The sequence below is a fragment of the Streptomyces sp. 7R007 genome (assembly GCF_054850255.1).
In genome coordinates this window covers 17,323-42,151 of the sequence record NZ_JBTWMV010000002.1, presented here as the reverse complement: position 1 = coordinate 42,151, position 24,829 = coordinate 17,323, and the positions used below count along the sequence as shown (strand labels likewise).

At 72.0% G+C, this 24,829-nt stretch carries 17 protein-coding genes; 7 read left to right on the top strand and 10 right to left on the bottom strand.

Annotation, left to right across the window (positions count from 1 at the left end):
- Window positions 1–271: 271 nt before the first annotated feature.
- The 3 genes from ACYF6T_RS03540 (at window position 272) to ACYF6T_RS03530 (ending at window position 8,916) form a co-directional block, all read left to right on the top strand.
- The gene (locus tag ACYF6T_RS03540) at window positions 272–4,546 is read left to right on the top strand and encodes a HAMP domain-containing protein (protein ID WP_461693293.1); all 4,275 of its coding nucleotides are present in this window, start codon (window positions 272–274) and stop codon (window positions 4,544–4,546) included.
- Between the two features lie 119 nt (window positions 4,547–4,665).
- Window positions 4,666–7,056, top strand: a complete 2,391-nt coding sequence (locus tag ACYF6T_RS03535) for a SpoIIE family protein phosphatase (protein ID WP_461693707.1) — start codon at window positions 4,666–4,668, stop codon at window positions 7,054–7,056.
- 126 nt (window positions 7,057–7,182) lie between these two features.
- The gene (locus ACYF6T_RS03530; RefSeq protein WP_461693292.1) at window positions 7,183–8,916 is read left to right on the top strand and encodes a PP2C family protein-serine/threonine phosphatase; all 1,734 of its coding nucleotides are present in this window, start codon (window positions 7,183–7,185) and stop codon (window positions 8,914–8,916) included.
- Here the strand turns inward: ACYF6T_RS03530 and ACYF6T_RS03525 are convergent, their stop codons facing one another.
- Window positions 8,917–10,380 (bottom strand): aminotransferase class I/II-fold pyridoxal phosphate-dependent enzyme, encoded by a 1,464-nt coding sequence (locus ACYF6T_RS03525; RefSeq protein ID WP_461693291.1) that lies wholly within the window; start codon window positions 10,378–10,380, stop codon window positions 8,917–8,919. It lies immediately after the preceding gene.
- Window positions 10,381–10,612: 232 nt separating this feature from the next.
- On the opposite strand from ACYF6T_RS03525, the gene ACYF6T_RS03520 reads away from it, so the two are divergent.
- The 4 genes from ACYF6T_RS03520 (at window position 10,613) to ACYF6T_RS03505 (ending at window position 13,298) form a co-directional block, all read left to right on the top strand.
- Window positions 10,613–11,338 (top strand): YqjF family protein, encoded by a 726-nt coding sequence (locus tag ACYF6T_RS03520; protein WP_461693706.1) that lies wholly within the window; start codon window positions 10,613–10,615, stop codon window positions 11,336–11,338.
- Window positions 11,335–11,967 (top strand): hypothetical protein, encoded by a 633-nt coding sequence (locus ACYF6T_RS03515; RefSeq protein ID WP_461693289.1) that lies wholly within the window; start codon window positions 11,335–11,337, stop codon window positions 11,965–11,967. Before ACYF6T_RS03520 ends, ACYF6T_RS03515 begins: the two co-directional genes overlap by 4 nt.
- A 77-nt stretch (window positions 11,968–12,044) precedes the next feature.
- Window positions 12,045–12,581: a hypothetical protein gene (locus ACYF6T_RS03510; protein WP_461693288.1), complete on the top strand. Its 537-nt coding sequence runs from the start codon at window positions 12,045–12,047 to the stop codon at window positions 12,579–12,581.
- 186 nt (window positions 12,582–12,767) lie between these two features.
- Window positions 12,768–13,298, top strand: coding sequence for a hypothetical protein (locus tag ACYF6T_RS03505; protein ID WP_461693287.1), 531 nt, complete (start codon window positions 12,768–12,770; stop codon window positions 13,296–13,298).
- A 64-nt stretch (window positions 13,299–13,362) separates the two neighbouring features.
- Here ACYF6T_RS03505 and ACYF6T_RS03500 read toward each other — a convergent pair whose 3' ends face one another.
- The 9 genes from ACYF6T_RS03500 to ACYF6T_RS03460 form a co-directional block, all read right to left on the bottom strand.
- Entirely contained in the window at window positions 13,363–13,929 is a 567-nt protein-coding gene (locus ACYF6T_RS03500; protein WP_461693285.1) for a hemerythrin domain-containing protein, read from the bottom strand.
- Window positions 13,930–14,043: 114 nt separating this feature from the next.
- Complete coding sequence (locus ACYF6T_RS03495) at window positions 14,044–14,604, bottom strand: hemerythrin domain-containing protein (protein WP_461693284.1); 561 nt, start codon at window positions 14,602–14,604, stop codon at window positions 14,044–14,046.
- 1 nt (window position 14,605) lies between these two features.
- Window positions 14,606–15,808, bottom strand: a complete 1,203-nt coding sequence (locus tag ACYF6T_RS03490; RefSeq protein ID WP_461693282.1) for a hypothetical protein — start codon at window positions 15,806–15,808, stop codon at window positions 14,606–14,608.
- Between the two features lie 119 nt (window positions 15,809–15,927).
- A complete protein-coding gene (locus tag ACYF6T_RS03485) occupies window positions 15,928–16,419 on the bottom strand; it encodes a DUF1360 domain-containing protein (protein ID WP_461693281.1) in 492 nt (163 codons plus the stop codon).
- A gap of 96 nt (window positions 16,420–16,515) precedes the next feature.
- On the bottom strand, window positions 16,516–18,954 hold the full coding sequence (locus ACYF6T_RS03480; protein ID WP_461693280.1) for a GcvT family protein: 2,439 nt from the start codon (window positions 18,952–18,954) through the stop codon (window positions 16,516–16,518).
- 202 nt (window positions 18,955–19,156) lie between these two features.
- A complete protein-coding gene (locus ACYF6T_RS03475; protein WP_461693278.1) occupies window positions 19,157–20,122 on the bottom strand; it encodes an ABC transporter substrate-binding protein in 966 nt (321 codons plus the stop codon).
- Between the two features lie 13 nt (window positions 20,123–20,135).
- On the bottom strand, window positions 20,136–22,136 hold the full coding sequence (locus ACYF6T_RS03470) for an ABC transporter permease (RefSeq protein WP_461693276.1): 2,001 nt from the start codon (window positions 22,134–22,136) through the stop codon (window positions 20,136–20,138).
- Window positions 22,133–23,224 (bottom strand): quaternary amine ABC transporter ATP-binding protein, encoded by a 1,092-nt coding sequence (locus ACYF6T_RS03465; RefSeq protein ID WP_461693275.1) that lies wholly within the window; start codon window positions 23,222–23,224, stop codon window positions 22,133–22,135. The genes ACYF6T_RS03470 and ACYF6T_RS03465 overlap by 4 nt, the downstream gene beginning before the upstream one ends.
- Window positions 23,225–23,244: 20 nt before the next feature.
- The gene (locus tag ACYF6T_RS03460; protein ID WP_461693273.1) at window positions 23,245–24,714 is read right to left on the bottom strand and encodes an aldehyde dehydrogenase family protein; all 1,470 of its coding nucleotides are present in this window, start codon (window positions 24,712–24,714) and stop codon (window positions 23,245–23,247) included.
- Window positions 24,715–24,829 lie beyond the last annotated feature (115 nt).

The following is a 24,829-nucleotide window of genomic DNA, read 5'->3' as shown; positions in this document are numbered from 1 at the left end:
CTCCTGTGCCCCTGCGGATGCCGCTGCGAAAATTCGTCCGAGTACCCCGCCCCTCGCCCTTCATGCCACCCTCTTTCGGCCCCGTTTTCCGCAGGCCACAACGTTTTCCACAGGCTTTGGCCGCCGCTCGGCACCTGCGTTAATCTTCGACGGATTTCTCATCGGGCAGCTTCGTCGACTGCGGAATTGCCGCTGGTGAGCGGGCCTCACGGCCCGGCTCGGTTCCGAGTCCTCGGCACGAGGACTCTTGGGGAGCGGAACGAGGACGCGCATGAGCGGCAAGACGACAGACGTCCAGGGGCAGGCCCCGGGAGAGCAGGAGCTACGGCAGCTGCTGGCCGGTCTGACCGCCGTCCGGGACGGTGACTTCGGCACCCGGCTGCCGGCCGACGGACAGGGTCTGCTCGGCGACATCGCCACGGTCTTCAACGGCATGGTCGACCAGTTGTCCGTGTTCACCTCGGAGGTGACGCGGGTGGCCCGGGAGGTCGGCACCGAGGGCACGCTGGGCGGACAGGCGAAGGTGCCGGGCGTCTCCGGCACCTGGGCCGACCTGACCGACTCGGTCAACGCCATGGCCGGCAATCTGACCACGCAGGTCCGCGACATCGCCCAGGTGGCGACGGCGGTGGCCAGGGGCGACCTCTCGCAGAAGATCGACGTGCCCGCGCGCGGCGAGATCCTCCAGCTGAAGGAGACCGTCAACACGATGGTCGACCAGCTCTCCGCCTTCGCCGACGAGGTCACCCGCGTCGCGCGCGAGGTCGGCAGCGAGGGCCGCCTGGGCGGTCAGGCGCAGGTGCCCGGGGTCGGCGGTGTCTGGCGCGACCTGACCGATTCCGTCAACTTCATGGCGGGCAACCTCACCTCCCAGGTCCGCAACATCGCCCAGGTGACGACCGCGGTGGCGCAGGGCGACCTCTCGCAGAAGATCACCGTCGACGCCCGTGGCGAGATCCTCGAACTGAAGAACACCATCAACACGATGGTCGACCAGCTCTCCGCCTTCGGTGACGAGGTCACCCGCGTCGCCCGGGAAGTGGGCACCGAGGGACGCCTCGGCGGGCAGGCCGACGTCAAGGGCGTCAAGGGCACCTGGCGTGACCTCACGGACTCCGTGAACTTCATGGCGGGCAACCTCACCGCGCAGGTCCGCAACGTCGCCCAGGTGGCCACCGCGGTGGCGCAGGGCGACCTCTCCCAGAAGATCACCGTCGACGCCCGCGGCGAGATCCTCGAACTGAAGAACACCATCAACACGATGGTCGACCAGCTCTCCGCCTTCGCCGACGAGGTCACCCGGGTGGCCCGCGAGGTGGGCACCGAGGGCAACCTCGGCGGGCAGGCCATCGTGCGGGGTGTGTCGGGGACCTGGAAGGACCTGACGGACAACGTCAACGTGATGGCGTCGAACCTGACCGGGCAGGTCCGCTCCATCGCCCAGGTCGCCACCGCCGTCGCCCGCGGCGACCTCTCCCAGAAGATCACGGTCGAGGCCAAGGGCGAGGTCGCGGCCCTGGCGGACGTCATCAACACGATGGTCGACACCCTGTCCGCGTTCGCCGACGAGGTCACCCGGGTGGCCCGCGAGGTCGGCACCGAGGGCCGCCTGGGCGGACAGGCGCACGTGCCGAACGTGGCCGGCACCTGGAAGGACCTGACCGACAACGTCAACTCCATGGCGAACAACCTCACCGGGCAGGTGCGCAACATCGCCCTGGTGACGACCGCGGTGGCCAACGGCGACCTGTCGAAGAAGATCGACGTCGACGCGCGCGGCGAGATCCTGGAGCTGAAGACCACCATCAACACGATGGTCGACCAGCTCTCGTCGTTCGCCGCCGAGGTCACCCGCGTCGCCCGCGAGGTCGGCAGCGAGGGACGTCTCGGCGGGCAGGCCGAGGTGGAGGGCGTCGAGGGCACCTGGAAGCGGCTGACGGAGAACGTCAACGAGCTGGCCGGAAACCTCACCCGGCAGGTCCGCGCCATCGCCGAGGTCACCAGCGCCGTCGCCGAGGGCGACCTGACCCGCTCGATCACCGTGGAGGCCTCCGGCGAGGTCGCCGACCTGAAGGACAACATCAACTCGATGGTGGAGTCCCTGCGCGAGACCACGCGGGCCAACCAGGAGCAGGACTGGCTCAAGACCAACCTGACCCGCATCTCCAGCCTGATGCAGGGCCACCGCGACCTGCCCGTGGTCGCCGAGCTGATCATGGACGAGCTCACCCCGCTGGTCTCGGCCCAGTACGGCGCCTTCTACCTGGCGGAGGACACCGAGCGCGGGCACGAGCTGCGGCTGGTGGGCTCGTACGGCTATCCGGACGACGCCGACCGGCCCTCCCGCATCCCCGTCGGCCGCTCCCTGGTCGGCCAGGCCGCGCGCAACCGCCGCGCCATCACGGTCGAGGAACTGCCCGAGGGCTACGTCACCATCTCCTCCGGTCTCGGGCAGGCGGTGCCCAGAGCCCTGGTCGTGCTGCCCATCGTGGTGGAGGAGCAGGTCCTCGGCGTCATCGAGCTGGCCTCCGTGACCTGCTTCACCCAGATCCACCAGGACTTCCTCGCGCAGCTGATGCCGACCATCGGCGTCAACCTCAACACCATCGTGGCCAACGTGCGCACCGACGAGCTGCTGGGCGAGTCCCAGCGGCTGACCGCCGAACTGCAGGCCAGGTCGGAGGAGTTGCAGGTCCAGCAGGACGAACTGCAGCGCTCCAACGCCGAACTGGAGGAGAAGGCGTCCCTGCTGGCCTCGCAGAACCGCGACATCGAGGCCAAGAACCTGCAGATCGAGCAGGCCCGGCAGGAACTGGAGACCCGGGCGCAGCAGTTGGCGCTGGCGTCCAAGTACAAGTCGGAGTTCCTGGCCAACATGAGCCACGAACTGCGCACCCCGCTCAACAGCCTGCTGATCCTGGCCCAGTTGCTGGCGCAGAACCCCTCGCGCAACCTCACCCCGAAGCAGGTCGAGTACGCGGGCATCATCCACTCGGCGGGCTCCGACCTGCTGCAGCTGATCAACGACATCCTCGACCTGTCGAAGGTCGAGGCCGGCAAGATGGACGTCTCGCCGGAACGGGTCCCGCTGCGCAAGCTGCTGGAGTACGTCGAGGCGACGTTCCGCCCGATGACCACGCAGAAGAGCCTGGACTTCACCGTCGCCACCGCGCCCGGCACCCCCGCCGACCTGCTCACCGACGACTCCCGGCTGCGGCAGATCCTGCGCAACCTGCTGTCGAACGCGGTGAAGTTCACCGAGCAGGGCGGCGTGGAGCTGCGCATCGAACCGGCGGCGGACCGCGAGGTGCCGCCGGGCGTGCACCGCGGCGGCCCGGTGGTGGCGTTCCGGGTCAAGGACACCGGCATCGGCATCCCCCAGCAGCAACTGGAGACGATCTTCGGGGCGTTCCAGCAGGCCGACGGGACGACCAGCCGCAAGTACGGCGGCACCGGTCTGGGGCTGTCCATCACCCGGGAGATCGCCCATCTGCTCGGCGGGTCCGTCACGGTCGACAGCACGCCCGGCCAGGGCAGTACGTTCACGCTGTACCTGCCCGCCGCCCGCGCCGACTTCGAGGAGCTGCTGGACAGCGGCGGCAGGCCGGCCGAGCAGCCCGACACCGCCGTGGCCCTGGAGGCGACGCCGGCGCCGCGCGCGCTCACCGGTCCGGCGGGGGCGTCCGAGCAGCGCAGACGGCGGCTGCTGGTCATCGAGGAACGCCCGCGCGGGCTGCTCACCCTCGTCGCCGAGCGCGCGGTGGCCGACATCGCGCAGGACTCCGACGACCCGCACGGCCCGATCGACATCATCACGGCCGTCGGCGCGCAGGAGGCGGCGAGCACCCTGGCCGACGCCCCGTGCCACTGCGTGGTCCTCGAACTCGGCGTCCCCGGGGACGAGAGCGCGGACTTCCTGCAGGCGATGGGCGGCGACTCGGCGCTGGCCAGCGTGCCCGTGCTCGTGCACACCGGTCACCGGGTGGACCTGTCCCAGGAGCAGGCGCTGCGGGCCCTGGCGGGCGACCGGCCGCTGGACTTCCTCTCCAGCCTGGACGAGCTGCGCGAGCGCATCACCCTGCACCTGTCCGCGGAGCAGCCGGGTGACGTGCTGTCGCTGGTGCGCGCCGAGGAGCCGCGGCACGCCGCCGCGCACGTGGTGGAGGACGCCTTCCTCGGCCGCAAGGTCCTCGTGGTCGACGACGACGCGCGCAACCTGTTCGCCCTCAGCGGGGTGCTGGAACTGCACGGCTTCCAGGTCCTGCACGCGGACAACGGCCGCAAGGGCATCGAGATCCTGCTCGCCCACCCGGACATCTCGCTGGTCCTGATGGACGTGATGATGCCGGAGATGGACGGCTACGCCGCCACCGCGGAGATCCGCTCGATGCCGGAGTACGCGGAGCTGCCCATCATCGCCGTCACCGCCAAGGCCATGCCCGGCGACCAGGAGAAGAGCCTGGCCTCGGGCGCCAACGACTACATCACCAAGCCCGTCGACACGGACGACCTCATGGCACGCGTACGACGCTGGCTGCCCGCGTGAGCGGCGCACCGTATCCGCCGCCCCGCCGGCCGGCCGACCGCGTGACGTCCCCGGACGTCCCAGCCGAGGAACAGACCGTGAGTGATCTCCGCCATCCGCCCGGCACCACGGGCGGGCCCGTGGGCGAGAAGCCCGTGCCGCTGGGCGACGAGCCGCCGGGGGCCGTCGCCGACAGGTCCCCCGTCGGCAGGCTCGCCGCGACCGTGGAACGGCTGCGCCGTGAGGTGCTGGCCGCGCAGGCCGAGGCGGACGGGCGCGCGCTGATCGAGCTGGCCAAGGGCATCCTGGTCGAGCGGCTGGGGTGCGGTCCGGCGCAGGCGGCCCGGCAGCTCGGCGAACTCGCCGAGCAGGCGGGCGTGACACCGCTGGAGTTCGCCGTCGAGGTCATCAACCAGGCCTCACGCGACCGGCTCTCGGAGGTGACCAGCGCCTTCCTCGCGGCCACCGCGGCCGAGAGCGCCGGCCCGCCGGCGAGCGCTTCGTCCGCCGTACGGCTGCGGGCCGCCGAGAGCGGTGCGCTGGCCGCCGACGACACGCAGGCCGTCGCGGACTCCCTGCTGGAACACGCCCTGGCTCCGCTGGGCGCGGAGGCGGTGGCCATCTGGGCGCTGGGCGCCGACGGTTCCCTCGCCCTGGCGGGCAGCGCCGGGTTCTCCGCCGCCGAGGCGGGGCGCTGGCGGCATGTGCCGCCGGGGGTGACGACGGTGGCGCGCCGGGGTCTCGCCGAGCGGGCCGGCCAGTGGATCCGCAGCCTGTCCGAGACCGGTCTGCCCTCCGTCGGCCAGCACCAGTACCCCGACGGCGGCCGGGTCGCCGTACCGGCCGGGACCGGTGGGCGGATCCACGGCGTGCTGGAGATCGTGTGGCCCACGCCGATGGACACCCCTTCCCCGCAGATCGCCCGGCAGATCGAGGCTCTGGCCGAGCTGTGCGCGCACACCCTGGAGACCTACGCCCTGCGCCACCCCGACGGGGAGTCGGGACCGCGGGTGCTGCCGGACGTGGCGGAGCTGATGGACCTGGCCGACGGGCTGCACGACCCCGCGCTGGTACTCGTCCCGCACCTGGGTCCGGACGGGGAGCTCGCCGACTTCCGCATCCAGCACGCCAACAGCCGCTTCCTGGACCCGGCGGGACGGCCGCGGGGCGTCATCAGCGGTGCCCTGCTGCTGGAGACGTACCCCATGGCCGCGGGCCAGAGCGAGCTGTTCGAGCGGATAGAGCGGGTCTGGGCCACGGGCGAGCCCTACCGCGCGCAGCGCATGCGGCTGACCGCGCTGGTGGACGACGTCCCGCTGGCCGCGGTGGCCGACATCGCCATCAGCCGGCACGGCGGCAGCATCCTGCTCATCTGGCGGATCGAGGACGAGACGGCCCGCCTGGCGAACCTGCTCCAGCACGCCCAGCGGCTGGGCCGTATCGGCGGCTTCGAGGAGAACCTCCTCACCGGCGAGATCACCTGGAACGGCCAGCTCTACCACCTGTACGGCAAGCCCGCCTCCAGCGCGCCCGTGCCGCTGGAGGACCTGGCGGCGCACGCCCATCCCGACGACGCCGTGGCCATCGGCCGGTTCCTGCGGTCGCTGCTGCACCACCGCCGGCCCGCCTCCATCGCGTTCCGCCTGCAACGCCCCGACGGGGTCACCCGGCACATCCGCGTGGTGGCCGAGCCGGTGCTCGACTCCGACGGCCAGCCCCATGTCGTACGCGGCGCCTACCAGGACATCTCCGCCCAGCACTGGACCGAGGTGGCCCTCGCCGCCACCCGTGACCAGCTCGCCCACACCGAGCAGCAGGCCAGTGAACGCAACCGGCTCACCCTCCAGCTCCAGCACGCGATCATGCCCCCGGCGCAGGCGCCGCTGGAGATCCCGGGGCTGCGGGTGGCCGTGCGCTACCGGCCCGCGGAGACCCAGCACCTGGTCGGCGGCGACTGGTACGACGCGGTCGTGCTGCCCTCCCGGCTGGTCCTGCTGTGCGTGGGGGACGTCGCCGGGCACGGCATAGAGGCGGCCACCAGCATGGTCGTCCTGCGCAACGCGCTGCGCGGGCTGGCCGTGACCGGTGCGGGGCCCGGGCAGCTGCTGTCCTGGCTCAACATGGTGGCGCACCATCTGACCGGCGCCGTCACCGCCACGGCGGTCTGCGGCCTGTACGACCCCGACCGCCACACCCTGCGCTGGGCCCGGGCGGGGCATCTGCCGCCCGTCCTGGTGCGCGGCACCGAGGCGGCGCCGCTGCCGCTGGTCAAGGGGCTGCTGCTGGGCGCCGTACCGGAGGCCACGTACCAGGAGCACGAGGTGCAGCTCGCCGTCGACGACACGCTGCTGATGTACACCGACGGCCTGATCGAGCGCCGTGACCGGTCGGTGGAGGAGTCCCTGGCCCAGTTGCTGACGGTCGCGCGCGGGGTGCCGCCCACGCTGGACCAGCAACTGGACCGGCTGCTCACCCACAGCAGGTCCGACACGGACGACGACACCTGCATCGTGGGCATCCGGGTGGCGTGACGCACCTGACGTGTGGGGTTTCGGGCGCACCGGGGCATACGAGAAGACGCCCGCGGACGGCAGCCGTGCGGCGTACATGCCACGACCGGACAGCGGCGGCGGCCCGATCGGCGAGGAGGCGCGACCATGGCGGGACCGGAGCACACGGGGGCCGAGCGGCAGCGGCCCGCGCCGGTGGACCGCGCCGGCCTCACCGGCGCGCTGGACGCCCTCGGGGCCGGCGCCTACGTCGTGGACGAGGTGGGCTGCATCGTCGCCGTCAACGCCCGGGCCGAGCAGTTGCTGGGCCGCTCCGCCGCGGAGCTCGTCGGCCAGGACGCGCACGACCTGCTGCACCGCGGAGTGCACGGCCGGCCGATACCGCGGACGCAGTGCACCATGCGGCAGGCGTTCCACGCGGGCCGCACTGCGCAGGCCGACGAGGACTACTTCGCCCGCGCCGACGGCTCGCTGCTGCGGATCTCCTGGCTGGTCACGCCGTACGCGGCCGCCGGTGACGGCCATGGCACGCTGGTCGTCTTCCACGCCCCCGCGCAGGCCGGGGAAGCCGGTCCGCAGGCCGCGGCGGCGGGCGAGTCCCTGTCGGAGCTGGAGCGGCTGGCGCTGCTGGCCGAGACCACGACCCAGCTGACCTCCACCCTCGACGTGGACGAGGCGCTGCGCCGGCTGGTGGGCCTGGTGGTGCCGCGGCTGGCGGACTGGGCGGTGGTCGACCTGATCACCGAGCGCGACGAGGTGTGGCGCGCCCTCGTGGTGCACGCCGAGGGCCGGGAGCTGGTGTACCGCGAGGATCTCCAGGGTCCGATGCCGCCGGTGCCGCAGGAGTCGCAGATGCCGCTGTCCAGGGCGCTGCGCGGGGTCTCCTCCACGCTGGCCGGACCGCAGACCTACGCGGGGACGCCGGATTCCGGGATCGCCGTGGAGCAGCGCCGGCTGTTCGCGGCCACCGGGATGCACTCGGCGGCCATCGCCCCCATCCGCAGCACCCGCGAGGTCCTGGGCGCCCTGACGGCGGGCCGGTCCGAGAACCCGGTGGAGTTCGTCGTCTCCGACCTGCCGCTGATCGAGGACATCGCGCGCCGCGCCGGCCTCGCGCTGGACAACGCCCGTCTCTACCAGCGCCAGCGCAAGGTCGCCGAGACCATGCAGAACCATCTGCTGCCCCAGATGCCGGGCGTGGCGGATCTGCAGATGACCGCGCGCTATCTGCCGGCGCCGCACGCCTCGCAGGTCGGCGGCGACTGGTACGACGCCTTCCGGCTGTCGGACGGGTCGACCGCCCTGGCCATCGGGGACGTCGTGGGCCACGACCTGGAGGCGGCGGCGGGCATGGCGCAGGTGCGCAACATGCTGCGCGCCTATGCCTGGGGGCAGCAGGAGCCGCCGAGCCGGATCGTCCAGCGGCTCGACGAGGCGATGCAGCACATCACCGACGTCACCATGGCCACCATGGTCTTCGCCCGTATCGAGGCGGCGGAGAACGGCCACTGGCGGCTGCTGTGGACCAACGCCGGCCATCCGCCGCCGCTGCTGATCACCCGCGACGGGCTGGCGCGCTACCTCACCGAGGGGCACGGTCTGCTGCTGGGCACCGGAGCCGACCGGCCGCGCCCGGACGCCACGCTGACCCTGCCGCCCGGCGCCACCCTGGTGCTGTACACGGACGGTCTCATCGAGGCGCCCGGCCAGAGCCTCGACGTCGGTCTGGAGCGGCTGCGCCGGCATGCCGCCGCCCTCGCCCACCGTCCGCTGGCCGCCTTCACCGACCGGCTGCTGGACCGGACCCGCCCCGCCGAGAACAACGACGACGTCGCCCTGCTGGCCCTGCGCACACCCGCCGCGGCCGCGCCCGGGGAGTGACTACCGCCGGGCCACCACGCGCAGCGTCTTGACGGAAGGGTCGGCGGCGTCGGGGATCAGGACGCCGTGTTCGACGCCGCTGCGCAGGTAGTCGAGGACCTCGTCGGTGATGACCTCGCCGGGGGCGATCGCCGGTACGCCGGGCGGGTACGGGCTGATCATCTCGGCGGCGATGCGGCCCGCGGCCTGCTCCGCGGGCACGTGGTCGACCTCGGCGAAGAAGGCCTCGCGCGGCAGCATGGCCTGCTCCAGCTCCAGCGCCGAGGGCTCGGGCAGCCATACCGCGGGCCGGCGTTCGATGCTCTCGGCGCCGTCGACGAGTGCGCGCAGGGCGTCCAGCAGCACCTTCTCGGTCTCGTCGTCGTCGGCGTGGGTGATGGACGCGCTGATGCGGCAGGTGTCGGAGCCGCCGACGTCGACGTGCCGGTGGGCGCGCAGCCACTCGGCGGCCTGCATGCCGCTGATGCCGAGTTCGCGGACGTCGATGACGATCTTCAGGGGGTCGAAGTCGGCGGCGAGCCCCTCCTCCACGATCTCCTTGCCCATGGGCCGCAGGCCCGGCATCTCCCCCACCGCCAGCCGGATCCGTTCCGCGCGGTGCAGGGCGGCGTCCAGCAGGTCGTGGCCGTGCTCGACCATCTGCCGCCGCCAGCCGTCCAGGGTCGCGTACACCAGGGAGGAGGCGCTGGTGGTGCCGAGCAGGTCCTCCCGCTGCTTGAGGGCCTCGGGCGAGACCCGGTCGTACTGGAGGTGGAAGACGGAGCTCTGCTCGATCGCCCCGCCCATCTTGTGCACGCTGGTGACCACCAGGTCCGCCTCGGCGTCCATGCCCCAGGCGGGCAGGTCGGGGTGGAAGGGCAGATGGGCGCCCCAGGCCTCGTCGACGATCAGCGGCACGTCGAACTCGTGGCACACCCGGGCCACGCCCCGGACGTCGGCGCAGGTCCCCCAGTCAGTGGGCGTGATCAGCAGCATGCCCTTGGCGTCCGGATGCTCCTGGAGGCGGCGGCGTACGTCGTCGGGCTCGGGCGGGTGGGCGATGTGCCGCTCGCGGTCGAACTTGGGGTGGACCCAGATCGGCTCGACGCCGTTGACGACGACGGCCGAGATCACGGACTTGTGCGCGTTGCGGGACAGCAGCAGCTTCTCGCCGGGGCCGGCCACGGCCAGCATGGCCGTCTTGACCGACAGGGAGCTGCCGCAGGTGGAGAAGAACGCCTGGTCGGCGCCGACCGCGTCGGCCATCAGCTCCTGGGCCTGGCTGAGCACGCCCTGCGACTGGCGGCGGTCGTCCAGGCCGTTGAGGGAGAGCACGTCCGAGCGGAACACGTCGAGCCCGACGATCTCGGCCACCCGCGGATCGACACCGCGGCCCTGCTTGTGTCCCGGTGGGCCGAACACCACGTCGCCTCGGCGCCGGAACTCCTGCAGCGCCTCCAGTACGGGCACCCTCGAGTGGTCCATCGTTCCTCCCAGGTCGGTCCACAGACCGTGTTGACCGTGTCGGCGGCGACAAACGTGCCGGCGGCGACCACGGCGGGGCCCAGCGAGGAGGCGGCCGCGTCGAGCTGGCGTTGGTGCGGGCGAGATCGGTGCACAGGGCGTCCAGGGACGCGTGGACGCCCTGTTGTGCTCGACGGCGGACTGGTGCGGTTCGGTGACGACTGCCGTGTCCCCGCCGGGGGACTCGGGCGGTGTGGTGGCCTATGGAGCGGAGCAGAGGGTGCGGGTCCCGGTGCTGCGGGCCGGCTGGCGGACGCAGACGTTCGTCCACTGGCCCTTCGCGCCGGAGGCGGTGCAGGCCCTGTTGCCGCGGGGGCTGGTCGTGGACGAGTACGCGGGGGCCGCCTGGGTGGGGCTGACCCCGTTCGTGATGACGGACGTGCGCCCGCCGGGCGTGCCCGCCTCGGTGCCCGGGCTGCCGTCCTTCCCGGAGACCAACCTGCGCACCTACGTCCGCCGCCGCGACGGCCGGGACGGACTGTGGTTCCTGTCGCTGGAGGTCGCCTGCCCCGTGATGGTGGCGGCGCGTGCCGTCGGGGTGCCGTACCACCCGGGGACGCTGAGCGTCGACGTGCGCGGAGACACGGTCGCGTACTCCGGTTCGCGCTGGGGCGCGGACGTCTCCTACCGTCTCGTCGTCCGCCTCGGGGAGCCCGTCCGGCCGACCGAGCGGGACGTGTGGCTGACCTCGCGGTGGCGGGCGTACACGCACCGGCTGGGGATGCTCTGGGAGACGCCGGTGGAACACGAACCGTGGCCGCTGGCGGAGGCGTCCGCGGAGGTGCTGGAGGAGACGCTGACCGGCGCGGCGGGCCTGCCGTCCCCCACCGGTGAGCCGGTCGTGCACTTCTCGCACGGGGTCCGGCACGTGCGCCTGGGGGCGTCCCGGCCCTGCCTCCCGGCTGCGGACCGCCCGTGACCCGGGCCGCCGGCGGGGGCGTACGGCGTCGGCGGCTGCGTTTCGACGGCTGGATCGCCGGCCTGGGCACCGCCTCCGGCACCCGTGTCGTCCTGGGCCACTGGCTGCGGTCGCCGTTCGGCCCGTTCAGTGACGTGATGCTGGAACGGGCCGACGGACAGCGGCTGTTGCTGGCCCCGACCCGCCGGACGGCGGAGTTCGTCGGCGACACGTACGTCTTCGACGCGGTGCGCGTCGTCCCGGTCGACGTCGCCGTCGCCGGGCACACCTGGACCGTCGCGGCGGGCCCGCTGCGGCTGGGCTTCACCACCGGGCGGCGCACCCTGCTCGGCGCCCTGCTGCACGCCGTGCCCGCCCCGCTCGCCCGCAGCACGGCCTGGGCCGCGATGACCGACCGGCCCGCGCGGCTGCTGCTGACCGGCGTCCGGACCCGCGGCACGGCCGGCGGGGGTCGCCGGGAGTGGTACGGCGCCCAGGACCTGCTGCCGATCCTGTCCGCGTCGGGCGCCTTCGAGGGCGAGGACCTCGGCGGGCCGGCGCTCGTCGAGCCTCCCGTGCGCTTCGGCTTCGGGTCGGTGCCACGGGTGCCCGCTGCCACACGGGTGACGACGACGGTGGCGCCGGGGTGAGGACGCCCCGCCGGGGTACCCGGGCCGGACCGGCCCGGGTGGATCAGGACGGGCTCGCGCAGACCTGGAGGACAACGATGAGCGCTCCCACACCGAGCTCGGGCCCCGCCCGGCAGAAGATGCTCGGTGTCTACCTCAACGACCACCTGGCCGGCGCCACGGCCGGCGCCGAGCTCGCGCACCGCATGGTCCAGGAACACGGCGACTCCGCCTACGGCGAGCGGCTGCGCAGCCTGTCGACGCAGATCGCGCAGGACCGGCGCGCGCTGCTGCGGCTGATGGCGGACCTGGAGGTGCCCGCCCGGCGCTCCATGCGGTACGGGGCGTGGCTGGGCGAGAAGGTCGGGCGGCTCAAGCCCAACGGCCGGCTGCTGCGCCGTTCCCCTCTCGCGCTGCTGGTCGAGCTGGAGGCCATGCGGGTGGGCGTGACCGGCAAGGCGCTGCTGTGGCGTTCCCTGCGGGCGGCCTCGGCTGGTGATCCGCGCCTCGACGCCGACCGGCTTCAGGAGCTGGCGCAGCGGGCGGAACGGCAGGTGGAGGCGGTGGACGCGCTGCACACGGAGGCCGCCTCGGCGCTGCTCTCCCCCGCCACGGGGGTGCGCACCACGCCGTAGCCGTCCCTGCGCGTGTGTCCGAAACCACGTCGGCAGGGTGAGCTACGGGCGTGTTCACCGCGGGGGCGGCGGGCTACCGTTTCAGGAATCTCCCGTTTCGGGGTCTCCCAGCGCAGGACATGCCCGCGCACGGCCTCATGGTGCGGGAGTTTCCCGATTCCCGGAACGCAGCTCGGACGGCTCTCGGTGCACGCAGACCTCTCGCCCATCATCGCCGCGACCACGCACTGGCTCACGTGTGCCTATCCCGCGTCCGGCGGCGCGATGGCCTCCGCGCTGTGCGAGGTGCAGGCCCGGCAGGCGGTCACCGTCGCGGCCTGGCTGCGCTACCCGACGCTGATGGACGCGGCGCTGGTCGGCATGGCCGGTCCGGGCGGCTCGGCCCGGCTGGACTGGATCAGCGGGGCGGACGGCGACGCGGCGGCGCCGGACGCGGAGGACACGGCCTGGCGCAGCTGGGTGGACGAGGTCGTGGCGAGCTGGGCGGCCTGCCTGCTGACCGACGCCCGACTCGCCGCCTCGGCCGTGGCCGAAGTGGCCGCCGTCGACCACACGGCCGGTGTGCCGATGGAGTTCCGGCGTCTGGTCGCGCCGGACGAGCAGGACCGCCGGGCGGCGGCGCTGCTGCGCCACCCCGATCTGCTCGCTCCCGTGGCCGGCCTCCACCAGGAGCTGCTGACGGACCTCCTCGGACCGGGCCAGGCCCTGATCGCGTGAGTGCGCGGCGGACGGCAGGGCCCGGCCGGCGGCGCTGCCACCACCCGGGCCCCGTCCCCACGGCTCAGCGTTCCGTCTTGCCGCGCCCGGTCAGCGCGTCGCGCAGCCGGTCGACCATCCCGGCGCCGGGCGCCAGGAGCTTGTTGGCCGGCGGCTTGTCCGGAGCGGACGGGTGGGGGCGCGTCGGGGCCGTCTTCTTGGCCTGGCGGACCTTGTCGCCGAGCTGGTCGAGCGCTTCCGGCGGGCACGCGGCGCGCAGCCGGGGGAAGAGGTTCTGCTCCTCGTCGGCGATGTGCTCGCGGATCTCGCTCATCAGCATGCCGATGAGCCGGTCGAACTCCGCGTCGCCCGCCTCGCAGCTCTCCAGGTCCTTCATCATCTGCTCGGCCCGGGCGTGGTCCTCGAGCTCCTTGTCGGCCAGGGCGTCGCCGCCGGCGATGTGCTCGCGCACGGCCGGGTAGAGGTAGGCCTCCTCGGCGACGGAGTGCCGGATGAGCTCCATCGTGGCCTGGTCGGCGTAGTTCTTGCGGTCCTTGTCACCGGAAGGCAGCGCCTCGATGCGGCCGAAGATCTCCTCGACCTCGCGGTGATCGGTCATCAGTTCGTCGATGACGTTCCCACCATGACCCATGTCCTCCACCTCCTGCCTGGACACGGCGGCCCCGGGCGGAGCCGCCACCGACGCACGAGTGCCCAGCGCCACCGGGTCGACACAGCGGCCGGCCCGGTGGCCGCCCGGCATCCCTCAGCCGTTCCCGCCCATCGCCTTGCGCACGGCGTCGCGGGTGCGGTCGATCACCGCGGCGATCGGGCCCAGCGCGAGGTTCTTCGCCGCGGACTCGGTGCCGGGGTGCGGGCGGGTGGGCGCCACGGCCTCGGCGGCCCGCAGGGCCGTGGCCATGGACGCCAGCCGGGCCTTGTCCGCGTGCCGGCGGATGTGGTTGAACTCGTACCGCTCCTCGGAGCGCGGGTGGGCCATCACGTCCTTGCGCAGCGCGTCGAGTTCGGGCAGGAACTTCGGGTCGTCGGTGTCCATCCCGTCGAGCCGGTCCAGGGCCTCCTTCGCCTCGCGTTCCTCGGCGAGCCGGGCCTCGACCACGGCCGCGCCGTCCGGCACCGAGGTCCGGGTGAAGGGGTGGACGACCTCCTCCTCGGCGGTCTCGTGCACGGCGAGCAGCCGGACCAGCTCCCGGAACGCGGCCCGGCGCTCGTCCCCGGTGGCCTTCTCGACCTCGTCGAACAGGTTGCGGATGTCGCCGTGCTGGCGCGTCAGCAGGGCGACGACGTCGGCGGCGATACCGGCCATGTCAGTCCTTCTCCCGTGAGGCGATGTCGGGGTGCTCCCCCTCGGTCTGGTGGCGGTACTCGCGGCCGAACAGCTCCCGGTGCTGGGCCATGACCCGCTCGCTGGGCGGCTCCTCGCCGCCGTGGATCTGCTCCTGCATCCGCTCGAACCGCTCGTGCGCGTCCCGCACGTAGCCGGCGCCCAGCGTGGTCAGGTCCATCTGGGTGTCGAGGAGTTCGCGCAGGAAGGCCTTGTTGGGCTCGAAGGTGAGCACGTTGGGCAGCTCGGGCGCGAGGATCTCCTGCGGGTCACGGCCGTCGTGACGGCGCATCAGATCGCAGGCGACGTGGAGGTGTTCGAGCTCCATGTTGAGGTGCAGGTCCCAGACCGCCTTCACCTTGGGGTCGGACTCCTGCTCCATGAAGGAGTGGTAGAGGTAGCACTCGTTGTACTCGTGGTTGACGAGCTGCTCCCACCACGTCTCGCCCGGGTCGACCAGCGACTCGTAGTGCGTGACGTGCTCCTCCTCGATCAGCCCGACCTCCTGGTAGAGCTGGCGGGCGATCGGCTCCATGTACTGCGGGCCGACGTTCATGTAGAAGTTCATGGTCTGCTGCTCGGCCGACATGACGGTCAGCGCGTGCAGCTTGGACAGCGGGTTCACGGTCGTCCGGTCGTACGGCTCGCGGACGTTGTCGGCCGGGTGGCGGTGGTGGAACTTGGTCGGGCGGCCCGGCATGACCTCGGTGAGGTTCTCCACGATCGCGTCGGCCTTGCGGTGCTCGATCATCTCGTAGAGGTTGGCGTACCGGAAGAGGTGGTCGAAGTCCTCCAGGACGCCGAACTCGTAGGCCTGCCTGAGGTACGGGTCGGGCTCGTGGCGGGCGATCCAGCCGGTGAGGTCGACCGCGACCTGCTCGTAGGCGATGGTCGTCTCCAGCACGGAGGCGAGGCCGGGCAGCAGCCAGTTGACGGCCTTCTGCTGCTGCGCCTCGGTGTAACGGACCTCCGCCAGCTGCCGCTTGACGTCCATGTCCGGGCAGTGGCGCGCCAACTGGTGGTTGAAGAGGATCGCCTCGACCTCGATGCCGTTCATGGTGATGATCCGGCACTTGGTGTACGGGTCGCCGCGGTCGGGGTCGACGGGTTCGACGTCGAGCTCGCGCCAGTTGCGGACCTGGCGGTCGAGCGGGATGCCTCGGTGTTCCAGGGGGTTGAAGCCCATGAGGGCCTCCTGGGGGGTGAGAACCGTAACGGGCCGGCGCCGGTACCCCGTGTCTCCCGCTCTAACGGCACCTGCCGCATTCCGCCGGCCCGGCCGGCGTCATCCGGCCGGCCGTCCGCTCACTCCTCGGCGTTCTGCTGCGTCCACGTCCAGGCGTACTGGAGCCAGTCCGCCATGGTGACCGCGCCGAGGCCCGCGCAGACCAGCCGGGTGACCCGGGGGACCGCGGTGTACGCGCAGACCAGGGCGCCGGCCGCCCACATCGAGGTGCAGAACGGGCAGGACACCAGGTCGCCGACGGCCCGGCGCAGGCCGTTGCCCCGGGGCGCGTCGACGACCTCGGGGCCCTCCCCCTCGCCCTCACGGCGGGTGAAGGGCGCCCGTACGAAGCTGGTGATCTCGTCGTTGGACAGCAGCCTGGACGCCTTGTAGGTCGCTGCTCCCAGCAGGGCGACGTCCCACGGCGGCACCCGCCGGGGCGGCCGGACACCGCGTTTGCGGGCCACCGCGGCGAACCCCGTGACACCCGCCGCGAAGGCCCCGGCGAGCGTGGCGTAGCCGGCGAGCGGCGTGTCCCCCTGGTCGTCGTACCGCACCGCGTCCGTGGTCATGGAACCTCCCTCGTGCACCCCCTGGCGTTCAGGTGCGCCGGACCCGGGTTCCCGCCCCCGCTCCCCCGTAATCAGCCCCTTCCGGGAGCCGTCCCGCTAGCCGCGCAGGCGGGACATCGCCGGGTCGAACAGCGGTTCCTCGGCGACGGCGGCCTCGATGCGCCGGTCGAAGTAGCCGATGTGGACGGTGGTGCCGGGAGTGGTGAGCTCCGTCGGCAGCCAGGCGTACGCGATGCCCTTGCCGATGGTGTAGCCGTAGGCCGCGCTGGTGACGTAGCCGACGGCGCGCTCGCCGTCGTACACCGGTTCCTTGCCCAGGACGACCGACCGCGGGTCGTCGATGGTCAGGCAGGTGAGCTTGCGCCGTACGTCCGTCTTACGGCGTTCCAGGGCCTCCTTGCCGATGAAGTCGCCCTTGTCGAGCCTGACGGCGAAGCCGACGCCCGCCTCGTAGGGGTCGTGCTCGTAGGTCATGTCGGTGCCGAAGGAGCGGTAGCCCTTCTCCAGGCGCAGGCTGTTGAAGGCGCCGCGGCCGGCGACGATCCCGCCGAGCGGCCGGGCCGCCGCCCACAGCGTGTCCCAGAGCTTCTCGCCGAGGTCGGCGGTGGTGTACAGCTCCCAGCCCAGCTCGCCGACGTAGGACAGGCGCAGGGCCGTGACCGGGACGGAGCCGACGTGGGCGCGCCGGGCGCGGAAGTACTTCAGGCCGTCGCTGGAGAAGTCCGCGTCGGTGAGCGGCTGGAGCACCTGGCGGGCCAGCGGGCCCCACAGTCCGACGCAGCAGGTGCCCGGTGTGATGTCGCGGACCTGCGCGGTGCCGTCGGCGGGCAGGTGGCGGGTGAACCAGTCGAGGTCGAGGTTGCCGTTGGCGCCGACCTGGAAGTGGTCGCGGCCGAGGCGGGCGACGGTGATGTCGCTGCGGATGCCGCCGTCGTGGTCCAGCAGCAGGGTGTACGTCACCGAACCGACCGACTTGGCGACCTTGCCGGTGACCAGGCGTTCCAGGAAGTCGGCGGCGCCGGGGCCGGTGACCTCCAGGCGTTTGAGGGCCGTCATGTCGTACAGGGCGACCGTCTCGCGGGTGACCTGGGCCTCGGCGCCGACGATGGGCGACCAGTAGCGCGCCGCCCAGTCGTTCGGCTCCGGGATCGAACGGCCCTGAAGCAGGCGGGCGTTGGCCTCGTACCACTGCGGGCGCTCCCATCCGTTCGCCTCCAGGAAGAAGGCGCCGTGCTCCTGCTGGCGGGAGAAGAAGGGGCTCTTGCGGATCGGGCGGGGCTCACCGCTCGGCTCCAGCGGGTGGAGGATGTCGTAGACCTCGACGAAGTTCCGGCAGTCGCGGGCCAGGACGTACTCGGGGCTCAGCTGGTGCGGCTCGAAGCGGTTGACGTCGCACTCGTGCAGGTCGAAGGAGGAGCAGTAGCCGTCGACCAGCCACTCGGCCATCGCCCGGCCCACGCCCGCCGAGTGCGTGACCCAGACGGCCTCGGCGACCCAGAAGCCCTTGAGGTCCGGGGACTCGCCGAGCAGCGGGAAGTTGTCGGTGGTGAAGGAGAACAGGCCGTTGATGCCCTCCTCGACCTTGGCCTCGCGCGTCGCCGGGAGCAGGGACTGCGTCTCGGTCCAGGCGGGGGCGAAGTCGTCCTCGGTGAACTCCAGGACCGAGGGCATCCGCTCGGCCGCGTCCACGGAGAGGATGTCGTCCGCCGAGACCGGCATGGGGCGGTGGCCGTAGTAGCCGATGCCGAGGGTGTCGAAGCGGTCGCGGTAGTAGAGGTCGGCGTCCTGGTGGCGCAGGATCGGGCGGACGGCCTCCTCGGTCTGGCCGGCGAGGGCCGGTACGGGGCCGGTCCAGGCGAGCTGGTGGGCGAGCGGGGTGAGCGGGAGGTTCATGCCGGCCATGCGGGCGATCTTCGGGCCCCAGATGCCGGCGCAGCACACGACGATGTCGGCCGGCAGGTCGCCCTGGTCGGTGCGGACGCCGGTGACCTCGCCGTCGGAGCGGAGGATGTCCAGGACCTCGTGGCGGGCGCGGAAGGTCACTCCGCGCGCGGTGGCCCGCCGGATCTGGGCCTCGACGGCGAGGACCGCCTTGGCGAGGCCGTCGGTCGGCACCAGCAGACCGCCGAGGATCCGGTCGCGGTCCAGCAGCGGGTGGTGCCGCACGCACTCGTCGGGGGTGAGCAGCCGGGCCTCGACGCCCCAGGCGGTGACCCAGCCGTGACGGCGGTGCAGTTCGGCCAGCCGCTCGGGGATGGTGGCCACTTCGAGGCCGCCGACCTGGAGGAAGCAGGGCCGGCCGTCGACGTCGAGGGAGCGGAACTTCTCGACGGTGTAGCGCGCCAGCTCGGTCATGGTCTTGGAGGAGTTGGTCTGGAACACCAGACCCGGGGCGTGGGAGGAGGAGCCTCCGGTGGCGGGCAGCGGGCCCTGGTCGACCACGGTCACCTCGGTCCAGCCGCGCGCGGAGATCTCGTCCGCGAGGGCCGCTCCCACGACGCCCGCTCCGATGATCACCACTCGGGGTCCCGCCATCGCCGCACCTCCGCACATCACACCGGCAAGTTGCTTGCTACGCAACACGATTCAGGCTGCGCAACTCAGCGTGCCCGTCGCCGGGACGGGGTGTCAAGGGGTCCGTGACGTCGGACAACGGCCTGGAACACGGGCCGGACACGGCAATGCCCGGCGGGCGGCACGCAGTTGCGCGCACCGCCCGCCGGGCAGGCACGGTCGGCTACTTGAGCCAGGCGTCGACCTTGTCCCTGTGGGCGTCGACCCACTTCCGGGCCGCCGCGTCGGCCGTCATCTTGTCCTGGGCGATGTACTTGGCGACCTCGTTCTGGTCGTCGTTGGTCCAGTTGAAGTTCTTCACCAGGGTGTAGGCGGGGCTGCCGGACTTGGCGAACTTCGCACTGACGATCTTGTCGAGGTTGTACACGGGGTAATCACAGGCGATCTTCGAGGCGACGGCGTCACAGCCCGTCTTGTAGGCCGGCAGGGAGACCTTCTTCAGCGGCACCTCCGACAGGAACCACTGGGGCTCGTAGAAGTAGCCGATGACCCACTTCCTGTTCTTCTCGGCGTCCCGGAAGGACTGGATGAGCGCGGTCTCGCTGCCCGCGTACACCACCTTGAAGTCCAGCTTCAGGTTCTTCACCAGGGCCGCGTCGTTGGTGACGTAGGACGGGTCGCCGTCCAGGAGCTGGCCCTTGCCGCCGGACTCGGAGGTCTTGAAGCGGGCGGCGTACGTGTTGAGGTTCTTCCAGTCGAGGATGTCGGGGTGGGCCTTGGCCAGCCACGGCGGCACGTACCAGCCGATGATCCCCTTGTTGCCGGTCTGGCCGGCCTCCACGGCGGTCTTCTGCTCGGTGATGTACTTCTTCTTCAGATCGTCGTGGCCCCAGTTCTCCAGGATGGCGTCGATCTCGCCGGTGCCGAAGCCCTGCCAGGCGATCTCCTCCTTGAGGTCCTTCTTGTCGACTGTGCAGCCGAGGTCGTGCTGGGCGACGTACGCGACGACGGCGGCGTCCGCCTCGTAGCCCACCCAGGGGTTGACCGCGAGGTTGAAGGTGCCGCACTTGCCGGAGCTGCCCGCGTCGGAGCCCGAGGAGGTGTCGCCGACCTTCGCCCCGCCGCACGCGGTGAGGGTGAGGCCGAGGACGGCCAGGCCGGCCGCGCCGGCTCGCCAGTGTCTTGCCATGGTGTCCTGCTCCTTAAGCGCTCGCGCGTCGCGCCGCTGCCTGAGTGATCCGGTCGAACATGACTCCGAGCAGTACGATGGCCACTCCCGCCGCCAGCCCCTTGCCGTACAGCTCGCCTTGCGAGAAACCGGCCACGACGTCGTAGCCGAGGGCGCCCGCGCCTACCAGGCCGCCCACCACAACCATCGACAGCACGTAGATCAGCCCCTGGTTGGTCGCCAGCGTCAGGGCACCGCGTGACATCGGCAGTTGGACCTTGGTGATGATCTGCCAGGTGCTGCACCCGGCGGAGGTGGCCGCTTCCACGGTGGTCTCGGGCACGGCCCGGATCCCGTCCGCGACGATCTTCACGGCGACCGGTGCCGCGTACACGACCGCGGCGACGATCGCCGTGAAGCGGGTGGCGCCGAACAGCGCGAGGAACGGCACGAGGTAGACGAACGGCGGCATGACCTGCGCCGCGTCGAGGGTCGGCCGGATGACGCGGTCCGCCAGGGTGCTGCGGCCCATCCACACGCCGACGACGATGCCGAGGACCATCACCAGCACGGTGGCGACCAGGGTGGACGCGGTGGTCGTCATGGCGTCCGACCAGACGCCGGTGCCGACCAGCAGGCCCACGCACACGGCGGTGGTGAGCGCCGCACGACGGCCGCCCAGCACCACGGCCAGCCCGACGAGGACCGCGCCGACGAGCCACCACGGGGAGTCGGTGAGCAGCGACTGGAAGGGGTTGAGCAGCCCGTTGGTGATCGCGTCGCGCAGGGCGTTGGTCAGACCCGAGAGGTGGTCCTGCGCCCAGGTGGTCGCGGTGTCCGCGGCGTCGGCGATGTGCCTGCCCGCGGTGCCGTCACCGGGGAAGTCGGCCGCCCAGACGTAGGTGTGCGAGAGATAGACCAGTACGGCGCCGAGAACCGCACCGGCGCCCAGCAGCGGCCGGCGCCACCTCAGCAAGCGGTTCTTCGAGCGCCGGGCCTCCTCCTCGCGTCCGCTGGCCGCGGTCGTCACCCGGTCCAGGACGATCGCCATGACGACGATGGCGAGGCCGGCGTTGAAGGCCGTACCGACGTCGAGGGACTGCAGTGCCTGGACGACGGTCTTGCCGAGGCCGGGCGCGTCGATCAGGGCCGCGATGGTGACCATGGCGAGCGCGGCCATGATGGTCTGGTTGACGCCCATCACCACGGTCCGCTTGGACATCGGCAGCAGCACCTTCAGCAGCGCCTGCCGCCGGGTCGCGCCCAGGGAGTCGGCCGCCTCGACCGTGGTGTGCGGTACCGAGCGGATGGCGTGGGCGGTGATGCGGATCGCCGGCGGGGCCGCGTAGATGACGGTGGCGATGGTCGCGGAGGCCCCGCCGATGAGGAAGATCAGGGTCAGCGGCGCCAGGTAGACGAAGGTGGGCATCGTCTGCATGAAGTCGAGGAAGGGCGTGACGACCCGGTTGAACCGGTCCGACAGCCCCGCCCACACGCCGAGCGGGATCGCGAACAGCAGCGCGACCAGGACCGCCGAGAGGGTGAGCGCCAGGGTGTCCATGCTCTCCTGCCACAGGCCCTGCAGCCCGAAGAAGGTGAAGCCGGCCACGGCCAGCAGCGCGACCCGCCAGTTGCCCACGGCCCAGGAGACGTAGCCCGCCAGGCCCACGACGCCGAGCCAGCCGATCTGCGGGACCGGGCGGCTGCCGGACGGCTGGGAGATCAGGTGCTGCACGAAGGTCACCAGGTTGTCGATGACCAGCCGGATCTCGTTGAAGAAGTACAGGAAGAGCGGGTTGGAGTTGCGGTTGGCGCCGACGGAGTCGTTGAGGTCGTTGATCCAGCGGTGCAGGCCGGTCAGGTCGGCCGCCGCCAGCGAGAGGGTCTGCCTGCCCTTGAGCACGGCGAAGAGCACCAGCCAGACGACCAGGATCGCGCCGATGACCACGGGCCGGCTCACCGTGCGCGCGGTCCTGGCGGGGGCGGCGGCGGGCGCGGCTTCCGTCTGTTCCGGTTTCTCCACGGCGACGGTCATGTCAGACCGCCTTCCTGCCCGGCGACCACGGACAGGATCTCCTCGTCGCCGACGATGCCGAGCAGCTTCCCGCCCTCGACGACCTTGACCGGTTTCTCGGCGGCGAGCACGGCCCGGGTCGCCTCCCGTACGACGACGTCGGGACCCAGCTCCGGCCCGTCCAGGGCGTCGGAGTCCGCCGGCGCGCGCATGATCCAGCGCAGGGTGAGGACGTCGCCGCGCGGCACGTCCTTGACGAACTCGCGGACGTAGTCGTCGGCGGGGGCGCCCACCAGTTCGTCGCCGGTGCCGCACTGGACCGTCCGGCCGTCGCGCATGATGAGGATGCGGTCGCCCAGCTTCAGCGCCTCGGACAGGTCGTGGGTGATGAACACCATGGTCTTGCCGACCTCGTGGTGCAGCCGGATGACCTCGTTCTGCATGTCGCGCCGGATCAGCGGGTCGAGTGCGGAGAACGGCTCGTCGAAGAAGAGGACGTCGGGGTCGCCGGCCAACGCCCGTGCCAGGCCGACGCGTTGCTGCATGCCGCCGGAGAGCTGGTCGGGGTAGGAGTTCTCGTAGCCGGCCAGGCCCACCAACTCCACGACCTCCAGGGCGCGTCGGGTGCGTTCGGCCCTGTTCGTGCCGCGGATCTCCAGGCCGAAGGCGACGTTGTCGACGACCCTGCGGTGCGGCAGCAGCCCGAAGTGCTGGAAGACCATGGAGAACTTGCGGCGGCGCAGCTCGCGCAGCCGCCCGGTGTCGGCGCCGCGGATGTCCTCGCCCTCGAACACGACCTCGCCCGCGGTGGGTTCGATCAGCCGGGTCAGACATCGCACCAGCGTGGACTTGCCGGAGCCGGACAGCCCCATGACGACGAAGACCTCGCCCGGCGCCACCTCGAAGCTCACGTCGCGCACAGCGGCGGTGCACCCGGTGCGGTCCATCAGCTCGCGGCGGGTGAGCCCGCACAGCTCCTCGGAGCCCGGCACCGCCTCGGCCTTCGGCCCGAACACCTTCCACAGATTGCGCACGGAGATGACCGGAGTGCCGTCCGAGTCCTGAGGCGTGCCGCGCCGCTGCGGCACCTCGGTCTGTGTGGGGGTCACGATCGACCTCTTTTCGGCGTTCAGCCGCGGAACCAGTGCTGCGGCCGGGGTTGGATGTTCTGCCAGACGTGCTTGGGCTCTCGGTACTCGTTCAGGCCGGTCGGTCCCAGCTCCCGGCCCACGCCCGAGTGCCCGAAGCCACCCCATTCCGCCTGCGGCACATAGGGGTGGTAGTCGTTGATCCACACGGTGCCGTGGCGCAGCCGCCGGGCGACCCGCTGGGCCTTGCCGGCGTTCTGGGTCCACACCGCCCCGGCGAGTCCGTACGCGGTGTCGTTGGCGATGCGCACGGCGTCGTCCTCGTCGGTGAAGCGCTCGACGGTCAGCACGGGTCCGAAGGACTCCTCGTGCACCACCCGCATGTCCTGCCGGCACTCGTCGAGGACGGTCGGCGGGTAGTAGTGACCGCCCGCGAGCGCGGGGTCGTCGGGCCGTGCGCCGCCGCAGCGCAGGACGGCGCCCTCGGCCAGGCCGGCCGCGACGTACTCCTCGACCTTCGCCAGGTGCCGCGCGGAGATCAGCGGGCCGGTCTCGGCGTCCGGATCGAAGGGGCCGCCGAGGCGGATGCGCCGGGCGCGGCGCACGACCTCGTCCACGAACCGGTCGTGCAGCGCGTCCTCGACGATCAGCCGGGCACCGGCCGAGCAGACCTGCCCGGAGTGCAGGAAGACGGCCGTCAGGGCGAAGTCGACGGCCGTGTCGAAGTCGGCGTCGGCGAAGACGACGTTGGGGTTCTTGCCGCCGAGTTCGAGGGCGACCTTCTTCACGGTGGCGGCGGCGCTCGCCATGATCCGCTTGCCGGTCTCCAGGCCGCCGGTGAAGGAGACCAGGTCGACGGCCGGGTGCTCGGCGAGGGGGGCGCCCGTCTCGGGGCCGGTGCCCAGCACGAGGTTGGCGGCGCCCGCCGGGAGCCCGGCCTCGGCCAGGGCCCTCATCAGCAGGATGGCGGTGGACGGGGTGAGCTCGCTGGGCTTGAGGACGACGGTGTTGCCCGCGAGGAGTGCCGGGGCGACCTTCCAGGAGGCTTGCAGCAGCGGGTAGTTCCAGGGCGTGATCAGTCCGCACACCCCAACGGGCTCGTAGACGACGCGACTTACGGCGTCCTCGCGCCCGGTGTCGATCACCCGGCCGGCGTCCGTGCCGCCGAGCCCGCCGTAGTACCTGAGGCAGGAGACGACGTCGGCGATGTCGTACTCGCTCTCCACCAGCCGCTTGCCGGTGTCCAGCGACTCGGCGCGGGCGAACTCCTTGGCGTCGCGCTCGACGAGGTCGGCGGTGCGCAACAGCAGTGCGCCGCGCTCGCGTTCGGGGGTGCGCGGCCAGGGTCCCTTGTCGAAGGCGCGGCGGGCGGCGGCGATGGCCGCCTCGGTGTCGGGACGGGTCCCCTCCGACACGGTCGCGGCGAGCGTGCCGTCGGCGGGGCAGCGGATCTCCCGGCGGCCCGAGGCCACCGGCTCCCGCCATTCACCGTCCACATACAGGTCTGCCACGCGCCAAGCCCTTCAGCCGACATGCGTTGCGCATCGTGCATCCAATTGCTTGTGGTGGAACACCCTGGCGAATGTGCAGACATACGTCAAGGGGTTGGCGGATGACGATTTCGCA